This window comes from Enterococcus italicus DSM 15952, from assembly GCF_000185365.1.
Classification (GTDB): domain Bacteria; phylum Bacillota; class Bacilli; order Lactobacillales; family Enterococcaceae; genus Enterococcus_G; species Enterococcus_G italicus.
In genome coordinates this window covers 1,991,320-2,004,324 of record NZ_GL622241.1, presented here as the reverse complement: position 1 = coordinate 2,004,324, position 13,005 = coordinate 1,991,320, and the positions used below count along the sequence as shown (strand labels likewise).

At 38.5% G+C, this 13,005-nt stretch carries 11 protein-coding genes, 2 CRISPR repeat arrays and 1 other annotated feature (2 of these 14 cut by a window edge); all 11 genes read left to right on the top strand.

Annotation, left to right across the window (positions count from 1 at the left end; all coding sequences use genetic code 11):
* Positions 1-155, top strand: a binding site (T-box leader) (it extends 72 nt beyond the left edge of the window).
* A 54-nt stretch (positions 156-209) separates the two neighbouring features.
* The 11 genes from HMPREF9088_RS09250 to cas6 all read left to right on the top strand — a co-directional run bounded on the left by HMPREF9088_RS09250 (position 210) and on the right by cas6 (position 12,589).
* Positions 210-1,511, top strand: coding sequence for an O-acetylhomoserine aminocarboxypropyltransferase/cysteine synthase family protein (locus HMPREF9088_RS09250; protein ID WP_007208964.1), 1,302 nt, complete (start codon positions 210-212; stop codon positions 1,509-1,511).
* Between the two features lie 162 nt (positions 1,512-1,673).
* The gene (locus tag HMPREF9088_RS09245) at positions 1,674-2,585 is read left to right on the top strand and encodes a LysR family transcriptional regulator (RefSeq protein ID WP_007208963.1); all 912 of its coding nucleotides are present in this window, start codon (positions 1,674-1,676) and stop codon (positions 2,583-2,585) included.
* A 153-nt stretch (positions 2,586-2,738) separates the two neighbouring features.
* A CRISPR array of direct repeats spans positions 2,739-3,911; the repeat unit is 36 nt; unit sequence AATCGGAACCCACCCCGTATAAGAGGGGACGAGAAC.
* A 78-nt stretch (positions 3,912-3,989) separates the two neighbouring features.
* A complete protein-coding gene (gene cas1, locus HMPREF9088_RS09240) occupies positions 3,990-4,898 on the top strand; it encodes a type II CRISPR-associated endonuclease Cas1 (protein WP_007208960.1) in 909 nt (302 codons plus the stop codon).
* Positions 4,898-5,203, top strand: coding sequence for a CRISPR-associated endonuclease Cas2 (cas2, locus tag HMPREF9088_RS09235; protein ID WP_007208959.1), 306 nt, complete (start codon positions 4,898-4,900; stop codon positions 5,201-5,203). Before cas1 ends, cas2 begins: the two co-directional genes overlap by 1 nt.
* Before the next feature lie 56 nt (positions 5,204-5,259).
* Entirely contained in the window at positions 5,260-7,527 is a 2,268-nt protein-coding gene (gene cas10 / locus HMPREF9088_RS09230) for a type III-A CRISPR-associated protein Cas10/Csm1 (RefSeq protein ID WP_007208958.1), read from the top strand.
* Positions 7,527-7,949 carry a type III-A CRISPR-associated protein Csm2 gene (gene csm2, locus HMPREF9088_RS09225; RefSeq protein WP_007208957.1) on the top strand — a complete coding sequence of 141 codons (423 nt, stop codon included), beginning with the start codon at positions 7,527-7,529 and terminating at the stop codon, positions 7,947-7,949. The genes cas10 and csm2 overlap by 1 nt, the downstream gene beginning before the upstream one ends.
* 1 nt (position 7,950) lies before the next feature.
* The gene (gene csm3 / locus HMPREF9088_RS09220) at positions 7,951-8,595 is read left to right on the top strand and encodes a type III-A CRISPR-associated RAMP protein Csm3 (RefSeq protein WP_007208956.1); all 645 of its coding nucleotides are present in this window, start codon (positions 7,951-7,953) and stop codon (positions 8,593-8,595) included.
* Entirely contained in the window at positions 8,596-9,519 is a 924-nt protein-coding gene (gene csm4, locus HMPREF9088_RS09215; RefSeq protein WP_007208955.1) for a type III-A CRISPR-associated RAMP protein Csm4, read from the top strand.
* Positions 9,516-10,565, top strand: a complete 1,050-nt coding sequence (gene csm5 / locus HMPREF9088_RS12095) for a type III-A CRISPR-associated RAMP protein Csm5 (RefSeq protein ID WP_007208954.1) — start codon at positions 9,516-9,518, stop codon at positions 10,563-10,565. The genes csm4 and csm5 overlap by 4 nt, the downstream gene beginning before the upstream one ends.
* Positions 10,566-11,858, top strand: a complete 1,293-nt coding sequence (gene csm6, locus HMPREF9088_RS09205; protein ID WP_007208953.1) for a type III-A CRISPR-associated CARF protein Csm6 — start codon at positions 10,566-10,568, stop codon at positions 11,856-11,858.
* The gene (gene cas6 / locus HMPREF9088_RS09200) at positions 11,855-12,589 is read left to right on the top strand and encodes a CRISPR-associated endoribonuclease Cas6 (protein WP_007208952.1); all 735 of its coding nucleotides are present in this window, start codon (positions 11,855-11,857) and stop codon (positions 12,587-12,589) included. Before csm6 ends, cas6 begins: the two co-directional genes overlap by 4 nt.
* A gap of 111 nt (positions 12,590-12,700) precedes the next feature.
* A CRISPR array of direct repeats spans positions 12,701-13,005; the repeat unit is 36 nt; unit sequence AATCGGAACCCACCCCGTATAAGAGGGGACGAGAAC (it continues 376 nt past the right edge of the window).

Sequence of the window (13,005 nt, the reverse complement as noted above, 5' to 3'; positions counted from 1 at the left end):
TGGCGCATAGTGAAAATGGTCTTGGAGCATTTCATTTCGAATGGAGTAGAAATGAACGGGTGTGTCCGTTATTGACACCGAGTATTTTGATACTTAGTAAGGTCAGCTTTGTAGCTGATAAATAAAAGGTGGTAACACGTGATGACGTCCTTTCAGAATGAATCTGGAAGGGCTTTTTTTATAAGGATGAATAAATGGAGGAATGAGACATGAGCAAACATCAATCAGAAAACTGGCATTTTGAAACAAAGCAATTGCATATTGGACAAGAACAAGCAGATCCGGCAACGGATGCACGAGCTGTGCCCATCTACGCGACAAGCTCGTATGTCTTTCATGATTCCCAACACGCAGCCGATCGCTTTGGGCTACGCGATGCGGGAAATATTTACGGACGCTTAACGAATCCAACACAGGAAGTTTTCGAAAAGCGGATTGCCGCATTAGAAGGTGGTGTTGCAGCACTAGCAGTCGCGTCTGGTGCGGCGGCAGTCCATTACGCCATTGCGGCATTGGCTAAGTCAGGTGAGCACATTGTCGCTTCTGAAACCATCTATGGCGGCACGTATAACCTATTAGCCAATACATTGCCACTAGCGGCTGGGGTCACGACGACCTTTGTCGATCCCTACCAAGAGGGGGCATTTGAGGCAGCCATCCAAGAAAATACCAAGGCAATCTTTATTGAAACTTTAGGCAATCCAAATTCCAATATTTTGGATATCGCAGCCATCGCCAAAATTGCTCATCAGCACGCGATTCCGCTAGTCATTGACTCGACATTTGCTACACCGTATTTGATTCGTCCGATTGAGTATGGCGCTGATATCGTGGTTCACTCCGCTACAAAATTTATCGGCGGACACGGGACAGCCATTGGTGGTGTGATTATCGACGGTGGGACATTTGACTGGAAAGCTTCGGGCAAATACCCATGGATTTCTAAGCCCAATCCAAGCTACCATGGCATTTCGTTTGCTGAAGCAGCCGGACCAGCCGCATTTGCGACATACATCCGTGCGATTTTGCTACGCGATACGGGCGCGACGTTGTCACCATTCCATGCGTTTTTATTTCTCCAAGGGCTAGAAACATTGTCTTTACGGGTGGAACGCCATGTAGCCAATGCATTGAAAATCGTGTCGTATTTAGCTAACCATCCCCAGGTTGAAGCCGTACACCATCCATCGTTACCGACAGAGACCAGTTATGACTTGTATCAGCAGTACTTCCCCAATGGAGCAGGATCAATTTTTACATTTGAATTAAAAGGTGACGCCAAGACAGCGCAAGCATTCATTGATCATTTGCCAATTTTTTCTTTATTAGCGAATGTCGCCGATGTGAAGTCTCTCGTGATTCATCCAGCCAGCACAACTCACTCCCAGCTGACAGAAGAAGAGCTGACCGAGCAAGGGATTAAGCCAAATACCATCCGCTTATCGATCGGTATTGAGCGAGTCGATGATTTGATTGCCGCGCTAGATGAAGCCTTCGCCGCAGTTCAATAAGCAAGGAATGGGCCTGTTGGTGATAGACAGGCCTTTTCTAACGAGGGTATTCTTAGCAAAATCTTGCACAAAAAAGTTATTAATTAGTTGGGTTACAGTATATTATTAATTAGTTGGGTTACAGTATAATAGTAGAAAAGGAAAAGGTGAGGAGGGGGAGCAATGAACATCCAGCAAATGCGTTACGTTATCGCAATTGCCAACAATGGTAGCTTTCGAGAAGCAGCCAAGAAATTATACATCTCGCAACCGAGTCTCTCGCATGCGATTAAAGAATTGGAAAATGAAATTGGGCTATCGTTATTTGAGCGAACCAATCACGGGGCCAAATTAACGGCTGACGGGAAAGATTTCTTGCAATACTCGCAGCAAGTCTTGGCCCAAGTGAGCTTATTGGAGAATCGCTTCTTATCAAAAGAACAGCGCGAGCATCATTTTTCTATTGCCAGTCAGCATTACGATTTTGTTGCTGAAGTGATGAGCCGCTTAATTAAAGAGTTTCCTGAGTACACCAATTTTCGAATTTTTGAAAATACGACTATGAATGTGATCAAAGATGTTGAAAATTTTCGCAGCGAGATTGGCGTGATGTATTTTAACAATCGCAATCGGCGAGGGTTGTTACGTTTGCTAGAAGGCGGCAATTTGACCTATCGAGTCATGGGCGATTTTCAAACCCATATCTTTTTAAGTGAGCACCATCCGTTAAGCCGTAAAAAAGCAGTCACCGTCCAAGATTTAGAACCCTTCCCGCAAGTACGATTTACGCAAGAAGACAACCATTACACCTTCTTTTCAGAGGATATCTTGGACTTCTTTGATGCAGAACAAGTCATCCATACCACTGATCGTGCCACCTTGGTCGGCATCTTACATGAAACAGATGCTTATGGTTCCGGTTCAGGTCTTGTGAAATACCCCGAAAGGCAAGGCATTAAATTAATTCCTTTAGAAAATGAGGAAGATAACCAGCTCGTGTTGATTTATAAAAACCAAGCAACATTCTCATTTTTAGGCAAGAAGTTTATTGCCTACTTAGAAGAGTACTTGGACAGTATGAGGATAGTGAAATAATCGTTTTCCTTAATTATTGTTTTGTGTATAATAAAGTTATCAGTTTGTCCGCAAATTGGACAAATGAGCTAATCTATTCTAGCAGTTTGTCCTATTTGTGGACGTGGAAAACCAGCTGTAGACGCTGATATTATCGCCTTTTCAGGGCTATCTAATCGGAACCCACCCCGTATAAGAGGGGACGAGAACATTGCGTATCCAAACTCTTTATCTTTAAAGTATGTAATCGGAACCCACCCCGTATAAGAGGGGACGAGAACAAATAGTTGTAATTATCTATTGCTTTGTCTGTATAATCGGAACCCACCCCGTATAAGAGGGGACGAGAACTCCTCTTACTTTTTCGTTTGTCATTTTTATTTCCTAATCGGAACCCACCCCGTATAAGAGGGGACGAGAACGACTTATGAAAGCTATTAAGTTTTCAAGTTGTTAATCGGAACCCACCCCGTATAAGAGGGGACGAGAACATCGTCACAGAAATCTTAGCATTTTGGTAAGTTTTAATCGGAACCCACCCCGTATAAGAGGGGACGAGAACTCAATCCACGTTCTACCATGATTCTTGCAATGATGTTAATCGGAACCCACCCCGTATAAGAGGGGACGAGAACTGCTTGTGCCATGATTCCGTTTGTGCTTTGCTGTTAATCGGAACCCACCCCGTATAAGAGGGGACGAGAACGATACTAATAGCAATATGTTTGATATGCGTAAAAATCGGAACCCACCCCGTATAAGAGGGGACGAGAACGAAGCACTGAAAACGTTAAAAGAAATTGACAAAGAGAATCGGAACCCACCCCGTATAAGAGGGGACGAGAACTTTTAGTATCTAATTTCATCTTCACCAGTCAAAGTAATCGGAACCCACCCCGTATAAGAGGGGACGAGAACTCAAATGCTTCATCGTCATATTGTTGTAAGTATTCAATCGGAACCCACCCCGTATAAGAGGGGACGAGAACAGGACTTGACCAGGATAAATCAGATTGGCATTTTTGAATCGGAACCCACCCCGTATAAGAGGGGACGAGAACGCCGATGTTAAGCCATTGCTGTTTTCCCAATGATCTAATCGGAACCCACCCCGTATAAGAGGGGACGAGAACACTCATTACGTACAATTCATTTTCTTGGTTCACGAATCGGAACCCACCCCGTATAAGAGGGGACGAGAACACTGCTTTTTTGATATTTTTCACTTTAATGATTCCTAATCGGAACCCACCCCGTATAAGAGGGGACGAGAACGTCTAGAAATGCATCGCTATCTACAATCGTTCTTGCAATCGGAACCCACCCCGTATAAGAGGGGACACTTATTGATTTTGTTTATGTGAAGGAGTTTGTAATGGGGGAATGTAAGCGATTTAAAAAATAACCAGAGGGAGATGATAGAAAATGAAGGATATTATTTATGTTGAACGAAAGTATTTTTTAACCGTAAAAGGGGAGTCCATAAAATTCGTAAACGTGATGGACAAAACGGAAAAATACATCCCGCTTGATGATGTGGAATGGTTGATTTTTGATCATCCTAGTAGTTATTTTTCAAACAAATTAATTACTGAATGTATGGTTAGAGGGATAGGTGTGCTTTTTTGCGATGGCAAGCATTCACCAGATGCTATTTTACTGAATCAGTTTGGACATCGACAAAGATTAACGCGAGTGAATCATCAATTATCTGTATCGAATCGAACAAAAAAACGATTATGGAAGAAAATAATCAGGACCAAAATTCATAATCAAGCCCAATGCATTGATCAATTAACAGATAACCAGAAGAGCAGAGATTACCTTATGTCTCTGTCAAATTCTGTGCAGGAAGGAGACAGTTCAAATAGAGAGGCGGTGGCAGCTAAGATTTACTTCACTGCATTATTTGGTGAAAACTTTAGGCGCGGACGCTATGATGATGTTGTAAATAGTGGCTTAAATTATGGGTATGCACTTGTTAGAGGAATGATCAAAAAAGAACTGGCAAGGTATGGTGTAGAACAGAGCTTTGGCATCCATCATAAATCAAGTGAAAATCCGTTTAATTTAGCTGATGACATTATTGAACCTTTTCGACCATTCGTAGATCGAAGTGTGTATGAAAATTTTTATTTGACAGAAAAAACGACTTTCGAACATACTGACAAACAAGCACTATTTCAAGTTTTTTTTGATTCATGCATCATTCAAGGAAAAGTGTTTCAACTGACGGATGCCATTAATCAAGCAGTGCAATCTTTCGTAAAATCAATTGATCAGAACAGTGCGACCGCATTAACAGTCCCTCAATTTGTGGAGGTGGGTAGGTGATGATGTTATTGGTATGCTTTGATTTACCAAGGGCGACTATCAAGAACCGCAAAGATGCAACAAAATACAGAAAACGTTTAGTTGAGTTGGGCTTTACTATGAAACAATTTAGTCTGTATGAGAGAGAAATTCGACAGACGGATACTCGTCGAAAAGTGATTGCAACTTTATCGGAGTGCTTACCAGAAGAAGGGCAAATAACATTGTATGAGTTGCCGGATGAAGTGAATGATCAACAAATCACGATTTTGGGTGAAAAAGTTGCAAGAACAACTTTTCGAAGAGCCAAGTTTCTAGTATTATAAAAAGTAAGAATGGTTAAAGCGGTACATTTTACATTACTATTATTTAGGAGGGTGAAATGAATAAGAAGTTAGAGTTAATGTATGGGTCTTTGTTACACGACATTGGGAAAATCGTTTATCGGAGTAATTCGGTTGATTTTGCTAAAGGTACGCATTCAAAGATTGGGTCGCAGTTTTTGAATAAATTTAAGCCTTTTCAATTGTCAGGAATTGTTGATTCCGTAAGCTATCATCATTATAAAGAATTGGCAAGTTCATCACTTTTAGATGATAGTGTAGCCTATATTACTTATATTGCCGATAATATAGCTAGTGGAACAGACAGAAGAGCTTCCGAGGGGGATTATGAAGGGGAAGGGAACAGACAGCGTTTTGATAAACGAGCACCACTAGCAAGTATTTTCAATGTGGTAAACAGTGAAACCAAAGGCCTTGCCAATTATACGTATTCATTTGAGAAGGAGCAGGTCTATCGTTATCCGACAGATGCAAAGAAGGAATACACGAGCTCGCAATATGCTGCTTTAGTAAATAAAATGACAGATGATTTATCTAATAAGCTAAAAGTTGGACCAGATTCTTTTTCTTCCTTACTCCAGTGGACGGAAAGTTTATGGAGCTATATTCCAAGTTCAACAGACACGAATCAAGTGATGGACGTCTCTTTATATGACCATTCCAAAATTACTTGTGCGATTGCTTCATGTATTTATGATTATCTGACTGAAATGAATTGCGTGAATTATCGAAAAGAACTATTTAGTCCGTATGAAAAAACAAAACAATTTTATCAAGAGGACGTTTTTTTACTTGTCAGTCTCGATATGAGTGGTATTCAAGATTTTATATATAACATTAGTGGTTCAAAAGCATTAAAGAGTTTACGCTCAAGAAGTTTTTATTTAGAAACCATGCTTGAATCTCTGGTAGATGATCTTCTTTCAGATTTGGAACTTTCGAGAGCGAATCTCTTATATACAGGTGGGGGACATGCTTATCTTTTATTACCGAATACCGAAAGAGCAAGGGACGTATTAGCGTCTTTCGAAGGGGAAATGAAAGAATGGTTTATTAAGATTTTCAAAACAGATTTGAGTGTGGCCATAGCTTATAAAGCATGTACCGGTGAAGACTTGATGAATTCGAATGGCACGTATAGTGATTTGTGGCAAACTGTCAGTCGAAAATTGTCAGATAAAAAAGCACACAAATACTCGCTAAATGAAATAAAACTATTTAACTCAACCATTCATGCTGGTACACAAGAATGCAAAGAATGTTTACGTAGCGATATTGATATTTCAGAGGACTCGCTTTGTAAAATCTGTGAGGGGATTATTGCAATTTCCAATGATTTACGCGATTATTCTTTCTTTGTGGTTTCTCCAGAGGGAAAGGTTCCTTTACCAAGAAATAGATACCTATCCGTCGAAAATCAAGATGGGGCAGAGAGAAAAATAAAAATGAATAAGGAAACACGTATCTACAGTAAAAATCAGCCTTTTGTGGGGAAACAACTGGTCACGAATTTATGGATGTGCGATTATGATTTTTCTACACTGAATCCAGAAACTAAAAAACAAGGCATTGCTAGTTATGTGAATCGAGAAGTGGGCATTCCTCGATTGGGCGTATTGCGAGCAGATATTGATAATTTGGGAACGACTTTTATTAAGGGAATTCCTGAACAATATCGTTCGATTTCAAGAACAGCAACACTTTCAAGACAACTCTCAATGTTTTTCAAGTTTGAGCTTTCCAATATCCTAAAAGGAGCACGCATTTCTGTTATCTATTCAGGTGGAGATGATCTGTTTTTAATTGGGGCTTGGGATGATGTCATTTCTAAAGCACTGGTTTTAAGAAAAGCATTTACTCGTTTTTCTGCTGGAAAGTTAACTTTTTCTGCAGGTATTGGCATGTATCCTGTCAAATACCCTATATCAAAAATGGCCAGTGAAACAGGAGTGTTGGAAGATCTTGCAAAACGTGGAGAAAAAAATCAAGTAGCTTTGTGGAATGACTCAAAAGTATTTGGTTGGTCACAGTTAGAAGAACAGATACTGAAAGAAAAAATGATACCCCTTCAAGAAGCACTGACTAATAGTCAGGAACATGGGAAATCTTTCCTTTATAAAATGTTGGAACTTCTTAGAAATGAAGATCAAATAAATATTGCACGGTTAGCTTATTTGTTGGCTAGAAGCTCGTTATCCGAAGAGCTTACACAATCCATTTTTGCATGGTCACAGAATAAGCAACAAAAAGTGGAACTAATAACAGCAATAGAATATCTTGTTTATCAGATAAGGGAGGCAGATTAATGGAACTGGCAAAAACGAAGACTGGTGAAATGATTGATTTGAATTTCGCTCGGAAAGTTGTCGAAGAAAACAAACGTGTCAAAGATAATCGGGGAAGACAAGAAATCGTTCTTTTTAATGGGTTAACTACAAGTAAATTGAGAAATTTACTTGAACTGATTAATCACGTCTATACAAAGGTTTACAATTCAGATGATACAACCTTATCTGAAGATGTTCGAGATGAATTAGAATACCTAAAAGTTAAGTTTGCTTATGAATCGGGCAGAGAGCCAGCTGTGCGAACGTTTATTGAAAAAACATATGTAGATAAATTAGTAGATGTTGTTCTAAAGAAAAATACAAAGAAAATTTTTTTGGATTATTGCAAGTATTTCGAGGCACTAGTTGCTTATGCAAAATTTTATAGAATGGGAGATTAATATGTATTCTAAAATTCGAATTGTAGGTAAGATTGACGTTTTGACGGGTTTACATATTGGCGGTGGCGGTGAGACAAGCATGATTGGAGCAATTGATTCACCGGTAGTACGTGATCCTTATTCACGCTTGCCTATTATACCAGGTAGTTCAATTAAAGGGAAAATGCGCAGTTTATTAGCAAAACACATTGGGTTAATCCCTGGACAAAAAATGCATAACCAAGATGCTCCAGAAATTCTACGTCTTTTTGGTTCTAGCCAAAAAGGAGCAATTCAAAGCTCACGTTTACAAATTTCAGATGCTTTCTTTTCAAAGGCAAGCCAAGAAGAATTTGATAAAAAAGATTTAGCCTACACAGAAACAAAATTTGAAAATACAATTAGCCGATTAACTGCTGTTGCCAACCCTAGACAAATTGAGCGAGTGACACGTGGAGCATCGTTTGATTTTCATATTATTTACAATGTCGAAAATATAAACGAAGTAATGGCGGATTTTGAAAACATTAAAACTGCTATTCACCTATTGGAAAATGATTATCTTGGCGGTGGTGGTACTAGAGGAAATGGAAGAATTCGTTTTGTTATTGACTCGATTGACACCGTAGTAGGTGATTTTGATAGCTCGAATTTAAGTATAAAGTAGGTGAATCAATTGGTAGTCAAATTAGTAAAACTAACTTTTAAATCACCTGTACACTTTGGAATGAAGCGCTTGAGTGATTCGAACCACACAATAGCTGCGGATACATTGTTCAGTGCACTGATTATTGAAGCCCTTCAACAACAACTTGAATTATCTCATCTGCTAAATAACTTAGTGATAACTGACTTATTTCCTTACAATAAAACGTCCTATTTTTTACCCAAGCCATTGATTCGAATTGAAGGGAAAAAAGGGGATGAATCTGGGTACAAAGCCTTTAAAAAACTAACCTATATTCCCGTGGAGAATTACTCGGAGTATTTAAGAGGAGAAATTGATAGTCTCGAAGCAAGCAAAATAGCAGAATCTTTAAATCTGGGAAAAGCGAGTCTATCGACCAAGGTATCGCTCCAAGCTGTTGATCACAACGGTGAAAGTGAACCATATTCAGTGGGAAATTTTACATTTTATCCAGAATCGGGGTTGTATTTTCTGGCAAAAGGAAATGCCGATACGATTGGACAACTTGAGATACTAATGCATGCCTTGCAATATTCAGGAATAGGGGGGAAACGTTCTGCGGGATATGGTCAATTTCGTTGTACTATCGAAGACAGTGGTAAATTCGACTCCCTTCTTTCGCAAACAGGGAATATAGCGATTCTTCTATCCTCAGCGATGGCGTCTGATGAAGAACTAGTCGATTGTTTAGAAGATGCGCGTTATCTATTAAAAAAACGCACAGGCTTTGTACAATCAAAGACCTACGCTGATCAACTTGTGAAAAAGAAAGATTTTTATGCCTTTTCAGCAGGTTCAACTTTCTACCAAAAATTTAATGGAAAAATCTTTGATGTATCAGACAATGGACGTCATTCAGTTTATCGTTATGCCAAAGCTTTTTGGTTGGAGGGAAAAATATGATTGAAAAAGTTTATCAGGTCAAGCTAAAAGTATATGGGCCGGTCCATATTGGTAGTGGAAAAATCATAAGAAAACAAGAATATATCTATGATCGAAGAAAGTCACTTGCTCATATTGTAGATGGACCTAATTTGGTAAAATTTTTAAATAAAAAGGGTAAATTTACGGCCTATTTACAGTATTTGAATACAACGAAAGAAAGAGCGGATCTATATACATTTTTGAGACAAGAGCAGATTGACACAAATGACTGGAAGACTTTTGTGCTATACACAGAACGTGTAAACCAAGGGAAAATTGATATGAAGGATCATAATCCTTACTCGCGAACGTCAACGAATCGAAGACAAGTTGACAAAGGAATGAATGACTTGCATCTTTTCGTTCGAGATGGAAGAGGGGATCTTTATATTCCTGGCAGTTCACTAAAGGGGGCTCTTCGAACGGTATTGGAAGGAGCAAATCAATCCGCAGAGGCTTTTCACTCGTTGTCGATTAGTGATTCTTTGCCAATTGATCCAAAAAATTTGGCAATTTACCAAAAAATCGATATTAACAAAGAATTAAAACCTATGCCTTTATATCGAGAATGTGTAAACGTTGGAACAACTGTTGAATTTACAATGAAAATTAACAGTGATGACTGGACTATTGAAAAAATAGAGAAACAGATTCAACAAGCCTATCTTCAGTATTGGAATAAATGGTTTGTGGGAATGGTGACGACTCCAGGAGGGAAAGCGTTTATTAAAGGGGGCGGTCTGCCATCAGTTCTTCATGCTAAACATCGCCCGACGGTTCTCTTTTTGGGTGGTGGGACCGGTTTTCCCTCTAAAACGACACATTATTTACAAAAACCTAAAGAACAAGCACAAAAAGACATTTTCGCAATTTTACAAAGACGGTTTCGAAATGTTTATGGGAAGATGGCGACTGTTCCTAAAAATGTACCAATGGTGCTAAAAGGAACCGTAAATGATTCGACAAACAAATGGTATCAGCAAGGTGTCTGCCTTCTAGAGTTTCAACCGATAGGAGAAGCATAAATGAAAATACTCTTTAGTCCAATTGGAAATACCGATCCTTGGAGAAACGATCGGGATGGTGCCATGTTGCATATTGTTCGGCATTATCAACCCGATCGCGTGGTACTGTTTTTTACCGAAAGTATCTGGCAAGGGAATCAACATTTTTCAGGTCAGCAAGCGTTCGATTGGGTGAAAATTATTCAATCAATCAATGAAAATTGTCAAATAGAAATTAAATGCGATACGATTGAAGTTGAAAATGATTTTGATGCGTATAAAGATTTATTCCATCAATATTTAGTGGAAGAAAAAAGAAAATATCCCAATGCAGAAATTTTTCTAAATGTGACTAGTGGTACACCACAGATGGAGACAACTTTGTGTTTGGAGTATGTGACCTATCCAGATAAGATGAGATGCATTCAAGTTTCTACGCCATTAAAAACAAGTAACGCAAAAACCAAGTATGCTCAAGCAGATTGTCAGGAAGTCGATTTAGAGATTGTTAACGAAGAAGAATCACAACAGCCTTCTCGTTGTCATAAAATTGCTATTTTAAGCTTTAGAGAAGCGATTGTACGTAATCAAATTAAAAGTTTATTGGACAACTATGATTATGAAGCAGCGTTACAGCTTGTCGCTTCACAAAAATCGTTTAGAAATGGTAAAGAGATACGAAAAAAATTAAAAGAGCTAATTGATGATATCAAAATGCATCGAGTATTTTCGTACCTTATCAAACAGTATCCCAGAAATGAAAAATTGCAGAAAGCTTTATTGCATACGATTTTATTAGAAATGCGGCATCAAAGAGGCGACATAGCGGAGACGTTAATTCGTGTCAAATCAATCGCCGAATATATTGTTGAGCAATACATTCAAAAAAATTATCCTTATCTAATTATTTATAAAGAGGATAAACCATATTTTAATGTTTCCTATTCTCAAGAGTTGACAGAATCATATCTGGCTTTAATGGATTCTAGAAATAAGAAAACAAATAAAAAAATGACAGTAGATTCACTTGATAGAATTCTTGGCTTTCCTGCCTATCGGGATTTTTTACAGCTCTTAGAAGCATCCAATGAAATGACAAATGAGATGAATAAAGTAAATGAAATTAATAATTTACGAAACAAAGTGGCTCACAATTTGGATTCCTTAAATCTTGATCGTGATAAAAATGGACGCAAAATTACCAATGCTGTTACAGCTGTAAGAACGATGTTGTTGGCTGTTTTTCCAGAAGTTCAAGAGAATGACTTTCACTATTTAAAACAATTTAATCAATCAATTAAGGAGCTACTATGATTTCAAAAATTTTAGTCAATATTGGACTCCCTGATGAAATCAAAACTGCTAATATAGGAAGTTTATTGCATGGTTGCTTGATGGAGTGGCTACCGGAAGAAACAGTCTCTTTTCTTCATCAATATTCAACTTACAGTCCTTTAAAACAAAGACTGTTGTTAAATGATAAGAAAGTTCAATGGGAGATTGTTGTTTTTAATGATATTCTTTTTAACCAAATTGAACAGACATTAACGCTTAGAAAATCATTTCGTTTGCATTATAACCAGAAAGAAATCACGATAGAAAAAATCGAGATACAACAATTAGCGATAGAAGAATTAGTAAAGAAATATTTTTCAATGCAAGAAGTTCCACGTTATGCTAGACTGAATATTCAATCTCCAACAAGTTTTAAATCTAATGGGCAATACGATATTTTTCCTGATCTGAAAAAAATTTTTCGTAGTATCATGCGAAATACGGATACTTTTTTTCCAGAGTATCGCTTATTTGATGGTGATACTTTAGAATATTTGGTTAGCAAAACAAAAATCGTAAATTATCAGCTAAGAAGCACGAAATTTCACCTAGAGGGAATTAAGATTCCATCCTTTCAAGGGAATTTTACAGTCCAACTGAATGGCCCATTACCTGTTAAGCAATTATCGTATTTTTTACTGACATTTGGGCAGTGGACAGGCATTGGAGTAAAAACAAGTTTAGGAATGGGAAAATATTTTCTAGAATAATGTTGTCCGTAAGCAGGACAAACTAGCAGTACATACTAAGTCATTTGTCCTGTTTGCGGACATGGAAAACTATCTGTTTACGCTGATATGATCGCCTTTTCAGGGCTATCTAATCGGAACCCACCCCGTATAAGAGGGGACGAGAACGTATGCTTCCACTGCATCTATTTCACTATCCTTACCCAATCGGAACCCACCCCGTATAAGAGGGGACGAGAACCAACATCCTTCGCCACTGCCCACCATTCATCATCAAAATCGGAACCCACCCCGTATAAGAGGGGACGAGAACAGATCATATTTTTCTCTTATCTCCTGTAAAAGTAATCGGAACCCACCCCGTATAAGAGGGGACGAGAACAGCAACTTGTATGCTTCAAGTGGTGTCATTCGCTTAGTAATCGGAACCCACCCCG